The organism is Sphingobacterium bovistauri, assembly GCF_020295405.1.
Classification (GTDB): Bacteria; Bacteroidota; Bacteroidia; order Sphingobacteriales; family Sphingobacteriaceae; genus Sphingobacterium; species Sphingobacterium bovistauri.
Map to the genome: position 1 here is coordinate 19988 of NZ_JADEYP010000014.1, position 23490 is coordinate 43477.

19 protein-coding genes and 1 tRNA gene are annotated in these 23490 nt (G+C 34.8%); 10 read left to right on the top strand and 10 right to left on the bottom strand.

All coding sequences use genetic code 11. The features are described from left to right. Positions 1-70 precede the first annotated feature (70 nt). Entirely contained in the window at positions 71-1630 is a 1560-nt protein-coding gene (locus tag IPZ78_RS08935) for a PorV/PorQ family protein (protein ID WP_225552846.1), read from the bottom strand. Between the two features lie 59 nt (positions 1631-1689). Continuing rightward, a complete protein-coding gene (locus IPZ78_RS08940) occupies positions 1690-2913 on the bottom strand; it encodes a hypothetical protein (RefSeq protein WP_225552848.1) in 1224 nt (407 codons plus the stop codon). A 172-nt stretch (positions 2914-3085) separates the two neighbouring features. Here IPZ78_RS08940 and proS point away from each other — a divergent pair, with 172 nt between their 5' ends. From proS to IPZ78_RS08960, 4 genes are all read left to right on the top strand, one after another. Beyond that, the gene (gene proS, locus IPZ78_RS08945) at positions 3086-4558 is read left to right on the top strand and encodes a proline--tRNA ligase (protein WP_225552851.1); all 1473 of its coding nucleotides are present in this window, start codon (positions 3086-3088) and stop codon (positions 4556-4558) included. Between the two features lie 66 nt (positions 4559-4624). Then, complete coding sequence (locus tag IPZ78_RS08950; RefSeq protein ID WP_225552853.1) at positions 4625-5398, top strand: NAD-dependent epimerase/dehydratase family protein; 774 nt, start codon at positions 4625-4627, stop codon at positions 5396-5398. Positions 5399-5504: 106 nt separating this feature from the next. Beyond that, on the top strand, positions 5505-6236 hold the full coding sequence (locus tag IPZ78_RS08955) for a DUF3658 domain-containing protein (RefSeq protein WP_225552959.1): 732 nt from the start codon (positions 5505-5507) through the stop codon (positions 6234-6236). A 1-nt stretch (position 6237) separates the two neighbouring features. Then, a complete protein-coding gene (locus IPZ78_RS08960) occupies positions 6238-7020 on the top strand; it encodes a TIGR02757 family protein (protein ID WP_225552855.1) in 783 nt (260 codons plus the stop codon). 30 nt (positions 7021-7050) lie between these two features. Here IPZ78_RS08960 and IPZ78_RS08965 read toward each other — a convergent pair whose 3' ends face one another. From IPZ78_RS08965 to IPZ78_RS08985, 5 genes are all read right to left on the bottom strand, one after another. Then, positions 7051-7485 (bottom strand): GNAT family N-acetyltransferase, encoded by a 435-nt coding sequence (locus tag IPZ78_RS08965; protein ID WP_225552857.1) that lies wholly within the window; start codon positions 7483-7485, stop codon positions 7051-7053. Beyond that, positions 7482-8480 (bottom strand): type I glyceraldehyde-3-phosphate dehydrogenase, encoded by a 999-nt coding sequence (gap, locus tag IPZ78_RS08970; RefSeq protein ID WP_225552859.1) that lies wholly within the window; start codon positions 8478-8480, stop codon positions 7482-7484. Before gap ends, IPZ78_RS08965 begins: the two co-directional genes overlap by 4 nt. A gap of 4 nt (positions 8481-8484) precedes the next feature. Beyond that, positions 8485-9117 (bottom strand): peroxiredoxin family protein, encoded by a 633-nt coding sequence (locus tag IPZ78_RS08975; protein ID WP_225552861.1) that lies wholly within the window; start codon positions 9115-9117, stop codon positions 8485-8487. A gap of 135 nt (positions 9118-9252) precedes the next feature. Further along, complete coding sequence (gene secDF, locus IPZ78_RS08980; protein WP_225552863.1) at positions 9253-12243, bottom strand: protein translocase subunit SecDF; 2991 nt, start codon at positions 12241-12243, stop codon at positions 9253-9255. 203 nt (positions 12244-12446) lie between these two features. Continuing rightward, complete coding sequence (locus IPZ78_RS08985) at positions 12447-12923, bottom strand: hypothetical protein (RefSeq protein WP_225552865.1); 477 nt, start codon at positions 12921-12923, stop codon at positions 12447-12449. 326 nt (positions 12924-13249) lie between these two features. Between IPZ78_RS08985 and guaB the strand changes: the two genes are divergently transcribed. From guaB to IPZ78_RS09015, 6 genes are all read left to right on the top strand, one after another. Further along, positions 13250-14725: an IMP dehydrogenase gene (gene guaB / locus IPZ78_RS08990; RefSeq protein WP_225552867.1), complete on the top strand. Its 1476-nt coding sequence runs from the start codon at positions 13250-13252 to the stop codon at positions 14723-14725. 397 nt (positions 14726-15122) lie between these two features. Beyond that, on the top strand, positions 15123-17699 hold the full coding sequence (locus tag IPZ78_RS08995) for a phosphoenolpyruvate carboxylase (RefSeq protein ID WP_225552869.1): 2577 nt from the start codon (positions 15123-15125) through the stop codon (positions 17697-17699). A gap of 71 nt (positions 17700-17770) precedes the next feature. After that, the gene (locus IPZ78_RS09000) at positions 17771-18328 is read left to right on the top strand and encodes a hypothetical protein (protein ID WP_225552871.1); all 558 of its coding nucleotides are present in this window, start codon (positions 17771-17773) and stop codon (positions 18326-18328) included. Between the two features lie 234 nt (positions 18329-18562). Beyond that, a complete protein-coding gene (gene asnB / locus IPZ78_RS09005) occupies positions 18563-20251 on the top strand; it encodes an asparagine synthase B (RefSeq protein ID WP_225552873.1) in 1689 nt (562 codons plus the stop codon). Positions 20252-20373: 122 nt separating this feature from the next. Then, positions 20374-20447: transfer RNA gene (locus tag IPZ78_RS09010), tRNA-Asn, on the top strand. A 59-nt stretch (positions 20448-20506) separates the two neighbouring features. Then, entirely contained in the window at positions 20507-21418 is a 912-nt protein-coding gene (locus tag IPZ78_RS09015; protein WP_225552875.1) for a PfkB family carbohydrate kinase, read from the top strand. A 36-nt stretch (positions 21419-21454) separates the two neighbouring features. On the opposite strand, the gene IPZ78_RS09020 is transcribed toward IPZ78_RS09015, so the two are convergent. The 3 genes from IPZ78_RS09020 to murB form a co-directional block, all read right to left on the bottom strand. Continuing rightward, positions 21455-21697, bottom strand: coding sequence for a cytochrome b5 domain-containing protein (locus tag IPZ78_RS09020; protein ID WP_225552877.1), 243 nt, complete (start codon positions 21695-21697; stop codon positions 21455-21457). A 24-nt stretch (positions 21698-21721) separates the two neighbouring features. Continuing rightward, entirely contained in the window at positions 21722-22225 is a 504-nt protein-coding gene (locus IPZ78_RS09025; RefSeq protein WP_225552878.1) for an RNA polymerase sigma factor, read from the bottom strand. Between the two features lie 204 nt (positions 22226-22429). Continuing rightward, positions 22430-23446 carry a UDP-N-acetylmuramate dehydrogenase gene (gene murB / locus IPZ78_RS09030; protein WP_225552880.1) on the bottom strand — a complete coding sequence of 339 codons (1017 nt, stop codon included), beginning with the start codon at positions 23444-23446 and terminating at the stop codon, positions 22430-22432. Positions 23447-23490 lie beyond the last annotated feature (44 nt).

A 23490-nucleotide genomic window follows, 5' to 3' on the forward strand; every position in this document is an offset into this window, starting at 1 on the left:
AAATAAAACAAAAAGAGTGAAAACAAAATAAAGTCTTCACTCTCACTATATATCTTTAGTAAAAGGTCTACTAAAACTTAGCACCTAATGTCAATACAGCGTTGGTTCTATTATGTTTAATATCAGCTACAGGTTCGTAACTTCCATTGTCGTGCCAAAATTGACTTAGTGTATAAGGAGATGAGCTGTAAGAATTCACCTGATGTACTACTGCAAGATCCATATATATACTATTACTTAATTTGAATCCAAGCCCAGCACTTCCGCTCATATTTGAATCGTCAGCATATTGGTAAGGATTTCCAAAATAATTAAATCCAGCACGTGCGCTTATCATATTATTAAGTAGGTATTCTCCTCCTAGACGCACATTTAAAGCACCTTTCAACTCGTCTTTAATTATATTATTAATTTCAGTATATGAATTTAATCGAGTAGGATTATTATAACGAATGGTATTGTAAGTCAAGTACTCCATCTCCGCGCTGAAAAGTCCTCTGTTAAAGAATTTAGTAGCTCCTAAAGCAAATTTCCAAGGCGTGGTAAGACTATAATCTTGGTCGCTAGAGTACATGTCTGACTCGTAAGTATGAAAACTTGTTGTTGAATTTATATCTGGATAAAAGCTAACATCTGTAAAAGCATCAGTTCTTTCGGAGATACTTAACCATGTTGGTGTAGTCAATGTTAATCCAATATTCCAGTCTGTAGCAGGTTTAAATATCATACCTAATTTAAAATCTACTCCAGCTCCCTCGTTTGTCTGAGAATAATCATCTAATAAATGATAGCTTTTGTCACCAAATTTGATATAATCAGCTGAATTAGGATTAGCAAAATCAGAGTCAGGATTATCTTTAGCTACGTCTTGCGCTAGCTTTGTAAAACCATTTTCTTCGAAAATTTTACTTTTCTCGTATTTGAAAAAGGATAAACCTAATGTAGCACCAATATAAAATGTATTATTGTAATTTCCGCCAATTGCTATGGCTGTATTACTGTGTGATCCTTTGGTCAATACATCATTTAGTTGATCTTTGTCGTAAAATTCTTCTGCTAATGGGAAATAACCTAGAGAGTTATCTTTGAATTTTTCAACTAGATATGAATCGTAAAAATCATTTCTAAAATCAATGTCAGCATCCATTAAATCTGTTAAATTGTTAACATAGGATGTTGCAGAATTAATTCCATTATAAATTAGTGAATTGTTGAAATCTTGCTTTTTGTTATAGCTTACCCCCATATTGAAGTTTTGCCAACCTGCATAATCACCAATTTGATTGTGGTTAGGAAAGTTAAATACCACGCCTACCTGCCCAATTCCAAATTTCCCTTTGTTGCTAGATGAGTTAGTGCCTAAAAAGTCAGTTTTGTTGCCGTTTTGCAAATAATCAAATGTAATGGATATATCGGATTGGCTAAAGAAACCCAATCCAGCAGGATTACCGTTAATAGAAGTAATATCGCCTCCGAGTGAAGTTTGAACATTTCCCATCCCTTTAATACGGGCAGATGCCGGGTTGTCATCTTTACTAAAAGTTACAGCATCATTGACAGATTGTGCATTCGCATATCCCCAGTAAAGGCTTGAAACAAAAATGGATAAAACTATATTTTTAATTTTCATGTTATCTTAAATTGTTTTTATGTAAATGCCAGTCTAGAAAGACTGGCATTATTAATATCTTAACGTCTTGAAGATCTGCCACTAGAACCTGAAGAACTTGACCCACTTGATGATGATCCACTTGATGAACCTCTTGATGATGATCCTGAAGAGCTTGATGGTGTATACGACGAGCCACTACTTCTAGATGAACTAGGAGGTGTGTATGATGAACCAGAATCTCTAGACGAACTAGATGGAGACGAATTTGTTGGTCTAACGCTTCTGTCCGAAGTAGTAGATCTTGTAGAAGAACGATCGGTAGTTGTAGGGCGAGATGATCTATCAGTACTCGGTGATACAGTTCTACCTTGGGTGCCTCTTTGTATTGTTTCTCTATCAGAAGAAACGCCTCTAGAAGATGTTCCTCTTTGAATGGATCCTCTATTTCCTGTAGAATTAGTTCTGTCACTCACACTGCGACTACTCGTGCCACGATTGATTGTACCGTTCTCTGTACGTGTAGAACTCCCACGACTTGATGATCTATCATTATTTCTTACTGCGGAACGTGTCCCTGTGACAATTCTGCCGCTAGCATCTCTACTTACACTACGTGAAACTGTATTTGCGGATCTTCGATCTGATGAACGACTACTTACACGTGAATCGTACATGCCTCGATTGTTTGAACGAACGGATGCGTAATTTGTACGTGGTCTATATCCATTTCCATAGCCTACGTTACCATAATTACCGTAATAAGGATGTCCCCAATGATTATAAAATGAATTATGTCCCCAGTAAGATCCGTAACGATAAGGATTGCCCCATCCAAATGAGTTGTAAGGATTTCCCCATCCCCAGTTATAGCCAAAATTTGAATATGGATAGCCCCAGCCAAAACCTAATGACCAGTTAGAGCCCCAACCCCAGTTTGACCATCCTAGCCCCATTCCTCCATAGCCGTAACCAAACCATGGATCAAAGAACGGATCATAATATGTCATACCTGGTGTTGAATAATAAAAACGATTGATACGATTTGCATAAGTCAAATCTTCATAACCCTCTTCTTCATATTCTTCATCAGAATATTCGTCCGCGTAATATTGATTATTTTGCTGAGCATATTCTTCGTCAGAATAATAATAATCTGGACTTTGGTAAGGTTGGTCTACATTTGCTTGACGATTGTTATACATATCATCTTTATAAGCAATTTGTCTACCTGTCGAACACGAGCTAATAGCTACTGCTATTGCTACGGTCAAACTTCCTGTAAGTAATCTATTCGCTTTCATAATATCTTTATCACTTGTTGTTGTGGAAAATCCAACGTCTTTTTATTATCTTAGACGCGAATTTTAGCAAAGGTTTAATACCCCTTATCAAAAATAGAAATAAATATTTACAGGAAGGAAATATATACATTTTAAGTATGTTTTTTCTGATTAACAAGGTGATATAAATAAAATGAGCAAAGGAATAACAAGTCGTAGTGAAGACTATTCACAATGGTATAATGATCTAGTTATCAAGGCGGATTTGGCAGAGAATTCTGCGGTAAGAGGTTGTATGGTGATTAAGCCTTATGGTTATGCTATTTGGGAGCGTATGCAAGCTATTTTGGATAAGCGTTTCAAAGAAACTGGACATAGTAATGCGTATTTTCCTTTGTTTATCCCCAAATCATTTTTCTCTAAGGAAGCTTCGCACGTAGAAGGATTCGCGAAAGAGTGTGCTGTGGTAACACATTATCGTCTTAAAGATGATGGTACTGGTAATATCATTGTGGATGAAGATGCTAAATTGGAAGAAGAATTAATCGTTCGTCCGACTTCCGAAACTATTATTTGGAATACATATAGAGGATGGATAGAATCATACCGTGACTTACCTATTTTGGTCAATCAATGGGCGAATGTGGTGCGTTGGGAGATGCGTACACGTTTATTTTTGCGTACAGCAGAATTTTTGTGGCAAGAAGGCCATACGGCACATGCTACATCTGAAGAGGCAATTGCAGAAACAGAACAAATGATAAATGTGTATGCCGAATTTGCAGAAAATACTTTAGCAGTGCCAGTTATTCGTGGTCGTAAAACAGAATCAGAGCGATTTGCGGGTGCGTTAGATACCTATACTATTGAAGCATTGATGCAAGATGGTAAAGCGTTGCAGGCAGGTACTTCTCATTTCTTAGGTCAAAATTTTGCGAAAGCTTTTGATGTTAAATTCACTTCAAAAGAAGGTAAGCAAGAGCATGTATGGGCTACTTCTTGGGGTGTCTCTACCCGTTTGATGGGCGCTTTGATTATGGCTCACTCGGATGATCAAGGTTTGGTGTTACCACCTAAATTAGCTCCAATTCAAGTGGTAATTGTACCAATTTTCAAATCGGAGGAAGAAAAAGCTAACATTGATGCTTTTGTCAATAGTTTGAATGCTGAATTGAAAGCTCAAGATGTTTCAATAAAATATGATGACCGCGATACGCAACGTCCAGGATTTAAATTTGCAGAATGGGAATTGAAAGGTGTTCCTTTACGTGTAGCTATTGGTGCGCGTGATATGCAAAATGGGACAGTGGAATTGGCACGTCGTGATACGCAAACCAAGGAAACTGTTGCACAGGAAGGATTGGGAAGTCATATTGTTGCGTTATTAGATGAAATTCAAGATAATATATTCCAAAAAGCATTGAATTTCCGTGATTCACATATTACAGAAGTAAATTCGTACGAAGAATTCAAGGATGTGTTAGAAAACAAAGGTGGTTTTGTTTCTTGTCACTGGGATGGTACGCCTGAAACAGAGAAACGTGTGAAAGAAGAAACAAAAGCGACTACTCGTTGTATTCCGTTGGACTTCGAAGAAGAAGATGGAGTTTGTATCTTCACGGGTAAACCTTCTAAGAAACGCGTTCTATTCGCAAAATCGTATTAATAGTACATACATATTATTTGAGAAGCGCAAAGATTATTCTTTGCGCTTTTTGTTTAAATTAGCTAGATGAGAATATTGATTTTAGGATGCGGTTGGGTAGGGGAAGAGATTGCAAAGTATTATATCGATAAAGGTTTTGAAGTGTATGCGACTTGTACTTCGGAGGAGAAAAAGAATTACCTTAATTTATTAGGTTTGCATGTTGCAATAGTAGATTTTGATAAGGAGAATTCTATATTAGAATTTCCTACTACTTTTAATTACGTGCTGAATAGTATTCCTGCAAGCTCTAAAAATTCAGTCGATGAAATCTCCAACCGATTTGCGCATGTAAGTAATTACCTTAAAAATATTACATATCAAAGGCAACTCTACTTGAGTTCCATAGGAATCTATCCCGATAAGGATGGCATTTTTACAGAAGACTTTGCAGATGATTTAAATGAAAGATTATTTGTTGCAGAGCAGAAAATTACTTTTAAAAACACTCATATTTATCGTTTAGGAGGATTATTTGGTAACAACCGAATTTTTGCGAAATATTTTGAAAATAGGATTTGTTCAACAGGTGATCAACTTGCTAACTTTATCCATGTGGACGATGTGGTAGAATTGATTGTACAAGGATTTGAAACAGATCTTAATCATCCAATTTATAATCTCGTAGCGCCTGAACACCCGCCGAAGAAAGAGGTAATTCTAGCTTCAGCTCAAAAATATAATTTTCAATTGCCTTCAGATTTTCAACCAGAACATTCTTTTCAAAAAATGGTTGATGGTTCGAAAATTATTAAAGAGCTTAATTATAGTTTTAAGTATATTTCTCCTTTGGATTTTTAAACCTAAACCAATGAAAAAAGAATATCATATCATCTATGGAGAACAAGCAAAAGCTGTGTTTTAACAAAGTCAGATTGTTGATTTTTCTAATTCAAATATTGAGTTAATCACATTAATGGATAATTTGAATGAAGGAAAATTGTATGATCTAAAAACCTTGAAAGGAATTGAGGATCGTGTAAAATGGTTTGAGGATTTCTACGGTGAAGATATTTGGAGTGACCTAAGAAAGAAAAATGTAAAAGACTGTAAATTGTTATTGGAAAGAATTCAACAGCATGATCGAGTATTTATTTGGTTGGGAAATGATGCTAGTGAATATGTATGGAAATGTGCAGTTGTTGATTTTTTGAAAGATTTAAACGTAGATATTTATAGTATTGATTGGCAAAATGTATTTGGATATAATGTTCGTGGACAAGAAATAAATTTAGGCTACTTAAGCATTTGTAATCCAGAAAATGCATTTGTTGCAGGTCAAAATTTTAGAGTGTTAGCCAAAAATGAAAAGCAGAATCTAATTGATGAATGGAATAGAATATTAATTAATAATACTGATTTGAGGAATTTAAATAATGGAACTTTGGAAGAGGGAGATATTAGTTTTTTTGATGAAATGCTAATTAATAGATGTAATAATGAGTTTCAAGCTGGTCCTCGAGTTGTTGGATTCACTTTAGCGGATATGTATTTTAAATTTAAAAGTGGAGGTATTGGTGATTTCTTTCTGTTTGAGCGACTTGAGCAATTGGCTGAAATGGGAAAATTAGAGATAGCTGAATTAGTTTATCGTAAGCCAGATGCTGCGAACTGGTTTAAAGTAAGATTCAATAATTAATATGTCAGATTTTAATCTTAAAGAATTTTTAGACAGTAAGGTTGACGAATACAATCAACCGAATTTTATAGCGAACGATCCGATTTGTATTCCGCATCTATTTACGAAAAAGCAGGATATAGAAATCATGGGTTTTATAGCTTCTATTTTGGCTTGGGGACAGCGAAAAACTATTATCAATAAGTGTAGAGAACTGATTGAGCGCATGGACGGTTCACCTCATGAATTTATTATGAATCATCAAGAGGAGGATTTGAAGGCTTTGTTGGGATTTAAGCATCGTACATTTAATGATACGGACTTGCTCTATTTTGTTGAATTCTTTCGCTATCACTATACTCGTTTTGATTCTTTGGAAGATGCTTTTTTGATCGGACAGGAAAAGTTGAAACCAAAAGAAATTTCGATTGAAAAATCATTAAATGAATTTAAGCAGTATTTCTTTTCGTTGCCTGATTTCCCTTTACGTACTAGGAAACATGTTAGTTCGCCAGTACAAAAATCTACTTGTAAGCGTCTAAATATGTTTTTACGGTGGATGGTTCGTGTAGATAATAGGGGAGTTGATTTTGGTATTTGGAATCGAATATCAGCATCACAATTGATCTGCCCATGTGATGTGCATGTGGAACGTGTAGCGCGAAAATTTCATTTAATTACTTTAGACAAATTAACTTGGAAAGCTGCTGTAGAATTAACTGGTAATTTGTTACTTTTAGATAAAAATGACCCTGTCAAATACGATTTTGCGCTATTTGGTTTAGGAGTAGAACGAGAAATGTAAAAGGCTTTATTAATTTTAAAGCCTTTTTAGTTAAAGCAGCTTATACATTTCACGATGTGGTCCTATTCCTGGGATATCAAATTCGTCTGAAATAAATTCGAAACCCAAAGCTTCATAGAAAGGAAAGGCTATCGTTCTGGCGTTGAACCACATGTATTCTATTCCCAACTGGTTTTTGAGGTGTTCTATAGCTGCATTTAACAATTCCGCCGCATAACCTTTGCGTCTATGATCTGGATGAGTTGCCATGCCACGTAAGCGGTAAGCATCTTTGGGGATTTTGCCGTGATTATCTTTCATGCATGTTAATATGCAAACTAACTCATTATTATTAGTGAAATAGCCTAAATGAAATGTTGTAGGAATAGTATCATGATCAAAAATACATTCAGCTTCGGGTAAGCCATCTCGTAATACTAATGAACGTAATGTTAACGTTTGTTGGGCTGTGATAAAACGTATCATCTCTTACTCAATTTTTCTAATATGTCTACTAAGCGATTGGAATATCCAAATTCATTATCATACCACCCGACAACTTTTACTAAGCCACCTACGATGGAAGTTAATTGTGCATCAAATACACAAGAATACGGATTGTTTATGATGTCGACAGATACAATTGGGTCTTCGGTGTAACAGAGGACTTGTTTTAATTCATTCGCGGCAGCACTTTTAAATTTTTCATTGATTTCGCTAACTGTAGTTTCATTCTTCAATGTACAGGTGAAATCAGTCAAAGAGCCATTTAAAACGGGAACACGTATTCCTGCACCGCCTAATTTACCTTCTAAATGTGGAAATACATTGGTGATAGCCTTTGCTGCCCCAGTACTGGTAGGAATGATAGATGATGAAGCTGCACGTGCTCTTCGTAAATCTCGATGAGGAGCATCATGCAAATTTTGGTCACCCGTCATGGAGTGTACGGTGGTAATATAACCATCTTGAATTCCCCAATTCTCATCTAATATTTTTACCAATGGAGCTACATTATTTGTAGTACATGATGCATTAGAAAAGATAGGTGCATCCCAGTCAAAATTAATGTCATTAATTCCTAGTACGACAGTAGGAACTTCCTTATCTGGTGATGGAGCAGAAATAATTACTTGTTTTGCACCAGCGATTAAGTGTAGATTCGATTTTTCTCTAGTCGTAAAATATCCGGTAGATTCTATTACTACATCAATTTCAAGTTTTACCCAAGGTAAATCTGTTGGATTTTTTTCTTGGGTAACTAAAATTTTATGCCCATTAATTGATAAATAATTTTCGTCATATGTCACTTCTCCACCAAAGGGACCATGAACCGAGTCATACTTAAATAAATGAGCTAGGGTAGATGTGCTTGTTAAATCATTAATAGCAACAACTTCAATATCATTTAAATTTCTTTTGAGCAAATTGCGAAGGGTATGTCTTCCAATTCGCCCAAATCCATTTATTGCTATTTTCATTCGCTTATTTTGTGTATTCTGTTAGAATGAAATCAATTTTTTTATCTCCGTCCCAATGTGATTGTAATTTGCCTTCGGCAGTATATACATAGTTTGCTGGGAATTGTTTAGGCACATGGATCTTTTGAATGAAATCTTGATTTTTATCGTACAATACTTCTACATTAGGTTTACCCACCAATTCTTTTCCAAAAGTCTCTAAGAAATTGGCCATTAATGCAGGGTCATTCATAGAGATAAAATAAAGATTTACATTTTTGATTTTAGCATAGTTCTTTCCTAATTGTCCAGCCTCTATCTGGCAATGCCCACAACTTGGATCGAATAAAATGAATGCAGTTTTTTTACCCTTTGGGATATCGTCATTAGTAAACGATATACCCGACTTTACTTTGTAAAATTTGAATGGAGGTAAGACTTGTGCTGGCGCTTTTTGCGATAGTTCTTCTATTTTTTGTTGTTGTTCTGCTGCTTTGGAGGTATGGCTATGGCTGCTGTGGTCGTGACCTGCATGATCATGTCCATCATGGTTTTCTACATTTGCAGTAGAATTTGTATTCGTATTAGAAGAGTTTGAGCAACCCGATATCCCAAGTATTGTACTTAGTAATAGAGTCGAAAGCGTCATTTTTTTCATATAAATTGTTATTTATACAAATCTATAAAAAATATGTGGGGTTGTCTGTATAGGCTTTTTTTATGATGAATTTGTGATAAACAAAAAGGGGTTATCTATTCCGATAACCCCTTTTTTATATGCTCCAGTTTTTTATTATGGAGTAACAACTTTTGGTTCTGCATTTTTAGGTTTAGCAATGTTAGCACTATTCTTTCCTAAATCATATACTGCAGGTGCAGCTAACATGATAGAAGAGTATGTACCTACGACTATACCTACTAAGATTGCAAAAGCAAATCCTCTAATAACTTCTCCACCGAAAATAAATAATACAATCAATACGAATATTAAAGTTAATGATGTAATAATTGTACGACTTAAAGTGGTGTTAATTGCATGATTAATAACCTCACCAAAACTTCTGTTTACTCCAGCTGATTTGTTGATATCTTCGCGGATACGGTCAAATACAACTACGGTATCATTCACAGAATAACCCAGTACTGTTAAGAATGCAGCTACGAAATGCTGGTCAATATCCAAAGAGAATGGTACAATACCATCTAATATTGAGAATAAACCTAATAAAATCAATCCGTCATGTATAGTTGCAACTGCAGCACCAGCTGAATATTGCCATTTGTGGAAACGAACTAAGATGTATACTGCGATAATTAAGATTGAAATTACTGCAGACCACCCAGCTCTTTCTGTAATATCTGATGCAATTGAAGGTCCTACTTTTTGTGACGAAAGGATCTCGAAATCATTACCCGAAACTTTAGCCAATCCACTGTTTAGTTTACCTAATACTTCTGCATCTGCTTCATCTGATGTCTCTGTAATATGATAAGTCGTTGTAACACGTATTTGATTTGTTGAGCCAAATGTTTTTACCTCAGTAGTAGATTCAAAAACTTCATCTAAGTTTTTACGTACCTCTTCCAAGTTTACTGCATTGTCATAACGAACAGTATATGTACGACCTCCCTGGAAATCCACTCCTAAACTAAATCCTTTTGTGAAAATAGAGATAAGAGAAATAGCAATCGCTACTAAAGAGATAGCGTAATAAATTTTACGTTTTTTGATGAATTGGTAGTTAGCGCCAAGTAAAGTGTTTGCTGACCAAGGGAAAGATACACTGATTTTCATCTCTCTCTTCAGCATAAATTCGAAAATTAAGCGAGAAATAAAGATAGATGTAAATAGTGATGTAATAATACCTACCATTAATGTCGTTGCAAATCCTAAAATAGGTCCTGAACCGAAGAAAAATAATACAACACCTACTAAGAAAGTAGTGATTTGAGAATCCAAGATTGAAGACATCGCATGTTTGTATCCTTCTTCAATTGCTTGTTTCATATTTTTTCCGTTACGGATTTCTTCACGAATACGCTCGTAGATAAGTACGTTAGCATCTACAGCTGTACCCATTGTCAATACGATACCGGCAATACCTGGTAATGTTAATACAGCATTTAATGAAGCTAGAATACCCATCAAGAAGAATACGTTGAAAATTACCGCAATATTTGCTGCCCAACCCGCTCTGTTATAATAAGCAACCATGAAAAGCATAACTACAACAACGGCAATCATAGAAGAGTTAACACCAGCATCAATAGCTGCTTGACCTAATGATGGACCTACAATTGCTTCTTCAACGATTTTAGCGGTAGTAGGAAGACGTCCTGATTTTAATACGTTAGCTAAATCTTTCGTGTCTTCAATAGTGAAGTTACCCGATATGGATGAGTTACCTCCTGCGATTTCTGATTGCACAGTAGGGGCAGAGTATACTACATTGTCTAATACAATAGCAATTGCTTCTTTCTTTTGTGAAGCTTTAGCTGTTACGCGACGCCATTCTTTAGCTCCATATGAGTTCATCTTCATACTTACTACAGGAGAATTTGTTTGTGGATCAAACTCATCTCTTGCGTCTGTAATCACATCACCTGAAAGTACTGCGCCAGTTTCACCAGCACTTACTTTGATAGCATATAAAGATAATATTTCAGCGTTTTGCTCTGGTTTTACAGCCCATAGTAATTTAACATTTGCTGGAATTAGCGATTTTACTTCTGGTCTGTTGAAATATGCATTAACTTTTGATGTGTCTTTTAATGCTGCAGAACCTACTTGTGGACCAGGAATTAATTCTGGCTGTCCGTTTGGACCTTGATATACTGCTGGATACAAAACACTAAATAAAGGGTTTTGAGCAGTTAAGTTTGCTAAATCAGCAGTTGAATCCGTTTTTGCTGAAGTATTTCCACCTAGACTAGCTAATAATTTATTCTCTTTCTTAGTGGTGTCTGCTACAGTTGAGTCTGACTTCGCTACAGTGTTCTCTGTAGATTTCAATGAAGAGGCTAAAGTACTATTGATAGTGTTCAATAGACCATGTACTTCCACATTGTTATGTGTCTCGAAGAATTCTAATTTAGCTGAACCCTGTAACAATTTACGAACACGATCTGCATCATTTACACCTGGTAATTCGATTAAGATACGGTTTGTACCTTGTTGAATCTGAATGTTAGGAGATGCTACACCAAATTTGTCAATACGAGTACGTAAAACTTTGTATGAGTTTTGGATAGCATTGTCTGCTTCTAATTGCAAAAATTTCTTAACATCAGCTTCAGAACTAGTGTTAGTAATGAATGTCGAATTATCTTTTGTTGCGAAAAAAGATGCTAGAGATGCTGTTGCACCTGATGCTTTGTATTCATCAATAAATAAATCTACAATAGATTTGTTTGTTGATTTACTTTTTTGAATTGCTGTGTTCAACGCATTGTTGAATTTTTCATCTTTTGGATTGTTTGCTAGATTTTGAATCAATTCATCCAATGAAATTTCCATTGTTACGTTCATACCACCTTTTAGGTCTAGACCTAAAGGCAACTCTTGTGCTTTACATTCTCTGTATGTGTATTTAGCAATACCTAAATTGTACACTACTTCTCCAGCGATAGAATCTAAATAAGATTTCTCTTTAGAAATGTCTCCGCCAGCATAAGCTTTAGCGTCTCGCTCTACTTTCCTAGTAACAAATGTAAATGATAACGCGTATAGACAGGCTAATGTCAATACGGCTACCAAAAATTTAATCAGCCCTTTGCTCTGCATTTTCTTAATCGTCTATTAATTTGATATAGTTTATGTTTTATTACGATGTAATGATAAAAATATTTACCAAGATTCGCAAAGGTATAAAAAAAATAGATAAAGAAAACAATAGAAAAAATAGAATAACTATATGTGGGATATAGTTTTAGCTTTTAAAAAAAAATAAAAAGGGGAAATCTATTGATTTCCCCTTTTTGAATGTTTTATTTTAAAACATATTTGATACCAAATGTGAATTGGCTACCGTCAAAACCTGTATCATGATTTAAACCTAAATAAGGTTTGTAATCTAAGTGAAGACCAATTGGAATAGTAGGGATTTTGTATTCTAAACCTATTTGAGGACGTAATCCAATAAATGTTTCAGAGTTACCTTCCCAGCTCCAAAAGCCAACTTGTGCACCTACACCCGCATACCAATGTAAACCTTCAGCACCATTGATAGGTTTTTCGTATTGCCAATCAGCACCAACATTTACCCAGTTACTACGGAATGAAGCTTGTAATTGTAATGCTTGAGGACCTTGAAGAGCTGTCTTGTATTGTATACCAACGTTTGATCCGTCTCCTCCGTCAAAAACAACACCTAATGCTGATTTAAAAGGAGTTTGAGCTTTAGCTTCGTTAGCACCGAAAGATAATGCAGCTACTGCGATTAAAGATAAAAATACTTTTTTCATAATCTATATTTTGTTTTTAGAGAAAGAACTTAAGGTTAATCCTGAGTTCAGTTTTTCAATTTTATTGTGATTAAGCAAATATGTTGCCAAATATTTTAATCATTGAAATTCATCGCTGATTTTTTAAACCTATTTGACGAATTAGATATCTGAAATGAATTAATTAAAAATAACAATATATTTTGTTTAATGCAACGGCGCCTTTAATTATCTCCGAAGATTGTTTTAAATATTATTAATGCTTTGAAAAAACATTTTTATTAGTATTTGTTAAATAATTTTGTATCTTTGTCTGGCAAATAGAAAACCCAAGAAAGGTATTTGCCATGCAATTAGATCCACAAAAATTCGTAGCTGAAGGTCTTACTTACGACGATGTATTATTAATACCAGCTTATTCAGAAATATTACCAAGAGATGTTGATACTAGCACATTTCTTACACGCAAAATCAAATTAAATATTCCTTTAGTATCTGCTGCAATGGATACAGTTACTGAGTCAGATTTGGCTATTGCTATAGCGCAGGCTGGAGGCATTGGTATGTTGCACAAGAATATGACTATCGCACAGCAGGCTGCAGAGGTTCGCAAAGTTAAGCGTTCAGAGAGTGGTATGATTCAAGATCCTGTCACTTTGTTAAAGGATGCGACTGTAGGTGATGCTTTTAGTATCATGAAGGAACACAAAATTGGTGGTATTCCAGTTATAGATGCCGATGGCAAACTGGTAGGTATTGTTACTAATCGTGATTTACGTTTCCAAAAGGACATGACTCGTCCGATTAGTGAGTTGATGACAAAGGATAATCTAGTTGTAGCTCCAGTAGGAACGGATTTGGTAAAAGCAGAAGAAATTTTGCAAAATGAAAAAATTGAAAAACTACCTGTAGTAGATGATAATAATATCCTTAAGGGACTTATTACATTTAAAGATATTCAAAAATACAAACACTATCCTAACGCAGCTAAAGATGAGCATGGTAGACTTTTGGTTGGTGCAGCAGTAGGGGTGACGGCAGACACTATCGAGCGTGTAGATGCATTAGTTGCTGCTGGTGTAGATGTAGTAACTATTGACACTGCTCACGGCCACTCTTTGGGTGTGATCAATAAGCTAAAGGAAGTAAAAGCTAAGCATCCAAATTTACAAGTTATCGTAGGTAATATTGCTACTGGTGCTGCTGCTAAGGCTTTGGCGGACGCAGGTGCTGATGGGGTAAAAGTGGGGATTGGTCCTGGTTCAATATGTACGACACGTATTATCGCAGGTGTTGGTGTTCCTCAATTATACGCCGTTTACGAAGTGGCTAAAGCATTAAAAGGTACTGGTGTTCCTTTGATTGCTGATGGCGGTATTAAACAAACAGGTGATATTGCTAAAGCAATTGCTGCAGGTGCGGATACAATTATGGCTGGTTCATTGTTTGCTGGAGTGGAAGAAGCGCCAGGAGAAACTATTTTGTTAGAAGGTCGTAAATTCAAATCATACCGAGGTATGGGATCTGTTGAAGCGATGGAGAAAGGATCAAAAGATCGTTATTTCCAAGATGTAGAAGCGGATATCAAAAAGTTAGTGCCAGAAGGTATTGTTGGTCGTGTTCCTTATAAAGGGACTTTGGCTGAAGTTGTATATCAATATATTGGTGGATTGAGAGCGTCGATGGGTTATTGTGGAGCAGGAAGTATTGCAAAGCTTAAAGAGGCGCAGTTCGTACGTATAACAGGTGCTGGTTTGAGAGAGTCGCATCCACATAATATTCAAATTACAAAAGAAGCTCCTAACTATAATAGTAGAGGTTAGTCTTATTTGTATTAAAAGTTTAAAAGCCTAGATTTTTCTAGGCTTTTTTTTTGAAATTATTTAATAATTATTAAACTAATTGGGTACGTAATTGAATAGTGTATTCAATAATTTGTTTTTTTATGGGAAAGGAGATAGCTTATGGAACAATCACTATAGGGACTTGTAGTAACAAGAGATAGAGTGATATTGTTCTTAGAAAGGGTAGGAATTGAAAGGGGGGCAAAAAAAAGAAAGCTATTGAAGGTTACTTTTTTTTTTGTTATTTTATTTTTTTATTAAAACTTGTGTTTTAATTTTATTTTCGCAAAAAAAAGCTTTAAAAAATATAAAATTTGCATACATTTGAGTTTTAGATAGTATTTATTAGCTATACCAAGATATTAAAACAGTCATAATGAAATTAAGTCAAAAGCAGGTCGTATTTGAAAATGAGGTTCTAACAAGATTTGATCTTTTTAAAAGCTTGTTCTTAACACTTCCATTTCAAAGAGTAAAGCATACAGGTACACTATTACCCTTTTTTGCTGCACATTGTGAAAGAGGTGTAGAACAACATTTGCCACCTGAAAATATTATTGATAGCTTTTTTGGGCAGTATGAACAGTATATAGAGGAAAGTGATCGCGTTGATTTGCTTTTTCGTATTGTTCAGTATATTGAACGTCAAGTGGTTTTGTTTGATGCCATTGAGGATTCCTCGTTTCAAGCTATAGGTAAGACTGATGAGACAGCTGGCTTAGATTCTTTATTTAAATTGGCACAGACTGATAAAAAACTGAAAAGCCGAATTGTAGAGAAACTTAAGGATTTTTCTGTACGATTAGTATTGACAGCTCATCCGACGCAGTTTTATCCTGGGCCAGTATTAGGTATTATTAATGATTTAATAGAAGCAATTAAAAATAACGATATTCCGAATATCAATTTGCTTTTACAACAGCTAGGAAAAACACCATTTATAAATAAAAATAAACCTACACCAGTAGATGAAGCTGCAAGTTTGGCTTGGTATTTAGAGAATGTTTTTTATAAAGTAACTTCTAGTATTCATTCCAAAATTGATAATGAATTAGAATTACCTTCAGATGATGTAAAGCAATTAATTGAACTTGGATTTTGGCCAGGTGGAGACCGGGATGGTAATCCGAATGTAACAGTCGAAAGCACAAAGAAGGTTGCGACTATGTTACGTACTATTTTATTTAGATGCTATTATCGTGACTTTAGAGTTGTAAAAAGAAGAATTACATTTCGAGGTGCTGAACAGTACTTAGAAAATTTACAAGAATTATTATATAACAATAGTTTCAATCCAGTTGAAAATCCAGTTGACGAGACGGGTAGGATTTTGGAGAACTTGAATAGTATTAAAGATGTATTGAATACTTCGCACAATGGCTTGTTTGTCGAATTAGTCGAAGATTTGATCAGAAAAGTAAATACTTTCGGTTGTTACTTCACAACATTAGATATCCGTCAAGACAGTTCGATTCTTCGCAATACAATTAGTTATTTGGTAGATAATTTCGATGGAAAAACAGGATTAGACGTTTCTGATTTGGAGGCCTCGGAAGATAACAAACAAAAAGCTTTCAAATTCAATGAAGAGCAGTTGGAGTTTTCTGATAAGGCAGATCCATTGATACAGGATACTTTGGGGGTAATTCGTTTGCTCAAAAATATTCAAGCGTCAGGTTCTGAGCGAGCGGCGCAACGTTTTATAATTTCGAATTGCCAACAAGCTTCTGATATATTAGGTTTGATGCAATTGTTTTTGTGGCAAGGGTGGAAGAAGGAGTCTTTGACAATTGATTTTGTGCCATTGTTTGAGACCGTAGATGATTTGTCAAGAGCGCGTGTTGTGATGGAATCATTATATACAAATGATGTATATGCTAAACATCTAAAGCGTCGTGGTAATAAGCAAACTATCATGTTGGGATTCTCAGATAGTACAAAGGACGGCGGTTATTTAATGGCTAACTGGTCAATCTATAAAGCTAAAATTGAATTAACAGCCTTGGCACGTGAGTATAATGTGGATTTGGTTTTCTTTGATGGTCGTGGTGGACCGCCAGCACGCGGAGGTGGTAAGACACAAAGATTCTACGCAGCTATGGGGGGAGAGATTGAAAATAAACACATTCAATTGACTATACAGGGTCAAACAATTAGTAGTCAATACGGTTCGTTGGATACAGCACAATATAATATTGAGCAATTATTACATGCGGGATTAATTTCTGAAATCAAGCAAAATAATAGCGATACATTAACAGATAAGCAGAAAAATGTAATAGACGATATGGCTGCTGAAAGTCATCGTAAATTTTTATCTCTGCGCAATCATCCACAGTTTCTCAAGTATTTGGAGAAATTAAGTCCTTTGAAAGCTCTGTCATCTATTAATATTAGTAGTAGACCTGTAAAGCGTAATTCAGATAAAGAACTTAGATTGCAAGATTTGCGTGCTATATCATTTGTAACTTCATGGAGTCAATTAAAGCAAAATATTCCTGGATTCTTTGGTGTAGGGAGTGCAATGCAGTGGGCAGAAGAAAATAATTTGTGGTCTTATGTGAAGAATTTATATCAAAATTCAGGCTTCTTTAATACGTTGATAGATAATTGTATGATGTCTATGACAAAGTCGAATTTTGATATCACCGCTTATATGAAAGATGATAAGGAGTTTGGAGAATTTTGGACGATGTTGCATGAAGAGTACGAAAAGACAAAAGCCTATTTGTTGAAGTTAAGTAATTCTAATGTTTTAATGGAAAACTATCCAGTGGAAAGAGCTTCTATATTGGAAAGAGAGAAGATTATCTTGCCACTTCTTATAATTCAACATTATGCAATTCGAACTATTGATACGAATAAATTGTCCAATGAACAGCAAGAAGTGTATCGTAAAATAATTGGACGTACGATTTATGGCGTTGTTAATGCAGGTCGTAATTTAGCATAATACTAAATCATAAAGTTTTAGGGACTTTGTAATATAATTTTATATTTTTGTATTCGATAAATTGAATAGAAATGAAATTTAATACTTTATTTGTTGCGGCGATTTGTGCAGGTTCGTTAATGACTTCATGTGTGCATGATACTGCAAAAGAAAATCAGTTGAAATTCACTCATACATCTTTGGTTGATGGGGATGCATTTGCTTATATCCAAACTGTTGGTGAAACAGCTTTAGATGGTGTTAAGTATGCTGAATATGCTGAAAAATCAGGTGATGCTAAAGCAGTAGAAATTGCATCTCAGGTAAAAGCTTTTTATACACAATTATTACCAGAATTGGACTCATTATCAACTGTTAATAATGTTGATTTTCCTATAAAAGGAATTCCTCAAGGGCATGGTGAGTCTGACACTACTGCTACAGTAGATTCTACAGCTCAAGTTGCTCATCAACATTTTGATTACGTTCATCACGCGCAGCATGAGATCTCAGTAGTTAAAGACAAATTGAAGCGTATGACTCGTAATACGAATCAAGATGTTCAGAATTTTGGAAAAAAACAATTAGTCTTGGCTTCAGAGTTGTATACACAAATTGGTGGTAAAGAGGAAGCTCACGGTCATCATTAATATTTAAGATATTTTATCATAACGAAAGGCGTCAAATTACTTGACGCCTTTTTTTATTTTTCAAAATTTCATATTTCACACCCTTATATCATTTGTTTTGTTTTATTTTTATAAAAAACCAGCATTAAATATTAAAATTTCAATAAAAATGCAAAAATGTTATGATATTTGTTTTTTATAGCGTTATTTTGTGTTATTAAATAATTGATAATTAAATCAAAGAAAATATAAACTATGTGTGGTATCATTGGAGCATTTGAATTAGTACAAGAGGAGTCTGCGATTAGACCCCAAGTGTTAGAGATGTCAAAACGTATTCGTCACCGCGGACCAGATTGGTCAGGTATCTTTAGCTCATCAAAAGCTATCTTGGCACACGAACGTTTGGCTATTGTAGATCCAAAATCTGGAAGTCAACCTTTGTTTAGCCCTGATGGGAAAGTTGTGTTAGCTGTGAATGGTGAAATTTATAACCATCAAGAATTAAGAAATTCATTACCACATTATAATTTTGCAACGAATTCAGATTCTGAGGTTGTATTGGCATTATATTTAGAAAACGGTCCAAGTTTTGTTGAAGATTTAAACGGTATTTTTGGATTTGCATTGTATGACTCGAGAGAAGATTCTTTCTTTATAGCACGAGATCATATGGGGATTATTCCTTTGTACTATGGTCTTGATGAAGCAGGTCAGTTTTTTGTTTCTTCCGAACTGAAATCATTAGAAGGATTTTGTTCTACTATTGAGCAATTCCCTCCGGGACATTATATCTATAGCAAAGAAGGTCTAGAACCTAAAAAGTGGTATTCGCGTGAGTGGGAATCATATGATACTGTTAAAGATAATGTGACAAGTATTGATGATTTACGTGATGCTTTAGAGGCAGCCGTGCATCGCCAATTGATGTCTGATGTTCCTTATGGTGTATTATTATCAGGAGGCCTTGATTCTTCAGTAATTGCTGCTGTAACTAAAAAATTTGCATCAAAGCGTATTGAATCAGGTGATCAAGAAGAAGCATGGTATCCACAATTACATTCTTTTGCAGTAGGACTAAAAGGTGCTCCAGATTTAATAGCTGCTCAAAAAGCTGCCGATCATATTGGTACGATCCATCATGAAGTAAATTTCACTATTCAAGAAGGTTTAGATGCTATTCGTGATGTGATTTATCATCTAGAAACCTATGATGTTACGACTATTAGAGCGTCTACACCTATGTACTTGTTGGCTCGTGTTATCAAATCTATGGGGATTAAAATGGTGTTATCTGGTGAAGGTTCTGATGAGTTGTTTGGTGGTTACTTATATTTTCATAAGGCTCCAAATCCTCAAGAGTTTCATGAAGAGACTGTTCGTAAACTGAAAAAATTATACTTGTATGATTGTTTACGTGCAAATAAATCGTTAGCAGCATGGGGAGTAGAGGGACGTGTTCCGTTCTTGGACAAAGAATTTATGGATATAGCTATGCGATTGAATCCTGCTGACAAGATGATTAAAGATGGTCGCATGGAGAAATGGGTTGTTCGTAAATCCTTTGAAGATTACTTGCCAGAAAGTATTGCTTGGCGTCAAAAGGAGCAATTCTCGGATGGGGTGGGATATAGCTGGATTGATACATTGAAGGAGCAAGCTGAAACAAAAGTTACAGATGTAGAATTTGAAACTGCAGCAACAAGATTCCCAATCAATACGCCCAAAAATAAGGAAGAATATTATTACCGTTCGATATTTGAATCACATTTTCCGTCAGAAGCAGCAGCTAAAACAGTTCCTTCAGTGAAATCTGTAGCTTGTAGTACACCAGAAGCTTTGTTGTGGGATGCTTCATTCCAAAACTTAAATGATCCTTCAGGTAGAGCGGTCGCTAGCGTACATAATGAGAGTTATGATAAAGTAAAAGAAGAGGTAAATTAGGTAAGATATAACTATTAGTAAGGGAGTCTAAACAGTTGCAAAGAAAATTTTAAAATACTTTTTGAATCATTATTATTAAGTATTATCTTTGTGCCGTCAGCAGGGAAACCTACTAATATGATTCCTGAATAGCTCAGTTGGTTAGAGCATCTGACTGTTAATCAGAGGGTCGCTGGTTCGAGCCCAGCTTCAGGAGCAAAATTTAAACCGGCTTAAAGGCCGGTTTTTTTATTTGAACTTAGCTTAAGTAATAAAATGAGTTTAGTTATTGTTGGTACTGTAGCTTTTGATGCTATTGAAACACCATTTGGAAAGACGGACAAGATAGTAGGTGGTGCTGCGACATTTGCTGGCTTCTCAGCTTCTTACCTTTACGATAATGTGAAATTAGTAAGTGTTATTGGTGAAGATTTTGTTGATAATATAAATGTTATTACATCTCGAGGTATTAATGTAGAGGGTGTGGAGATGGTAAAAGGGGCGAAATCGTTTTTTTGGTCAGGAAAATATCACAATGATATGAATAGTCGAGATACATTAGTGACTGAGCTTAATGTATTGGCTGATTTCGATCCGAAGATTCCTTCTTCATACCAAGATTGTGAATATTTATTGTTGGGTAATTTAACTCCACAAATTCAATTAGACACATTAAATCGTTTAGAAAAACAACCAAAGTTAGTCGTATTAGACACGATGAATTTTTGGATGGATGTAGCACTTGATGATTTAAAAAAGGTTTTGAAGAGGGTTGATGTATTGACAATCAATGACTCGGAAGCTCGTCAATTATCCGGGGAATATTCTTTGGTGAAAGCAGCAAAGAAAATCTTAGCAATGGGTCCAAAGTATTTGATTATCAAAAAAGGTGAACATGGGGCATTACTTTTTGGAGAAGATCAAATTTTTTCAGCACCAGCGTTGCCATTAGCTGAAGTTTTTGATCCGACGGGAGCTGGTGATACTTTTGCAGGAGGTTTTATTGGGTATTTGGCTAAGGTTAAGACTGTTAATTTCAATAATATGAAAAATGCTATCATATATGGATCAGCAATGGCATCATTTTGTGTAGAGAAATTTGGAACCGAGCGATTGCAGAATTTGACAAATGAAGAGATTTCGACACGTTTGCAACAGTTTGTATCGTTAGCAAAATTTGATATATAGATTACAATAAATTATAAATTTAAATAGGGAAAATGGTTAAGCCATTTTCCCTATTTTATTGAATTTTTGGAATACAGATGCTGAGTGAGGGGCGTCTTTTAGTTCTTCTGTCAGATCTTGACCTGCCCAATGTTCATAATGCATACCTTTTTTCCAGAGTCGACTAGAGGTTACATCATAAATGTAGCCATTATATCCTACCCATATTTCAGGTTTATCCTGCCCATTTCTTAATGCTAGCTGAGATTTGGTATATACATTCAAATTTTCATCACTCATAACGCAAATCTACCAAACAAATTTTTATTTGTAGGTGGATAGAGTTTTTTTCATTGTTTTTCTGGCAACATGTATTCTCGTTTTTACAGTTCCAATTGGGATATTTAAATGCTCAGATATTTCATGATATTTATATCCCTCAAAATACATGGTAAATGGGGTGTAGTAATCTTCTGCTAATGAGGATAGTGCGGAATTGATGTCCTCTAAAACAAATTTGTTTTCGCCTTGATTCTTTGTTGCGGAATGAACAAGATTTACGTGCGATATTTCTTCTTCTTTGGTTATAAAACTATTTGACTTAGTAATCCGTCTATAGTTATTGATGAAAGTGTTCTTCATGATTGTATACAACCATCCTTTGAGATTTGTTCCATCTCTGAAGTTTTTGAAGTAAGTAACAGCCTTTAGGAGTGTGTCCTGAACCAAATCGTTTGCATCGTCTTGGTCTTTAGTAAAATTACGTGCATAAGATTTTAATGAGTCCGACTGTTCAACGACTAATGTATTAAATTCAAATCTGTTCATAGCTTTGTGTTTGTAATGAATAAATTAGTAGTTTATACTACGGTTAACTAAATATACACAAAGACTATGCTAAAATTTTATTGGCAAAGATTAAATTTTTGTTATGTAAAAATAAATATTAACTAAAATTAAGTTTAAACGACTTTAAACCAAATTTTTTAATTTTAAAGTTTTTGAAGTTTTTAAGAATTGTGGAAAACTTTTTTACAAAATATTAACTTCTCTTTCTAGTTCTATGCCGAATTTTTTCAAAACAGAGTCAATTATTTCTTGTGATATCTGGAAAATTTCTTTTCCAGTAGCATTTCCTTTATTTGTTATTACTAATGCTTGGTTTTTCCAAATGGCCACTTCGCCAATTTCTTTGCCTTTCCAGCCACATTGCTCTATTAACCATCCTGCGGCTACTTTGCTGCATTGCTCATCAATGGTATAGGAAATAATAGTTGGAAATAACTGTTTTAATGACTCTAGTTGAGAATTACTTATGATTGGATTTTTGAAAAAACTACCCGCATTACCGATCATACTAGGGTCTGGTAGTTTTTCGACACGGATAAAAGACACTACTTCGGCAACATCTTTAATAGAAGGTGTTTGAATATTACGTTTGGTTAATTCTAATTCAATGGCTCCGTAAGATGTATTTCTTTTAGTATGAAGATTCAGTTTATATGTGACTGATACTATAATGTATCTACCTTTGTATTTGCTTTTAAAAATACTATCTCTATAGGAGAATCCACAGTCATGGTTGCTAAAGGTTTTAAATTCGCCTGTCAGTGTGTCAAAAGCTCTACATGTATACATCACATCCATTAGTTCTGTACCATAAGCTCCAATATTTTGAATAGGAGAGGCTCCCACAGTGCCGGGTATCAATGCCATATTTTCTAATCCTGGAAAATCATGATTTACAGCATACCATACGAAGTCATTCCAAACTTCACCAGCAGCAGCGGTAAGAAAGATGTTAGAACCTTCTATGAAATGTTGAATACCTTTATTTGATATTTTGATAATAGTTCCATCAAAATTCTTTGTGAAAAGAATATTGCTCCCACCTCCGATTACAAAAAAACGATCCTTAAATATTCCTGCCTTGAATAAATCAATTAATTTCTTTTCGTCTTGAATATCTATAAATTGGGTGGCTGATGACTGTACTCTAAAGGTATTGAAGTCTTTTAAAAATATATTTCTCTGAATTTCCACTAGCATTGATTTTGACTTTTTGAACGATTTTAATGAATTAAAGTAGTATA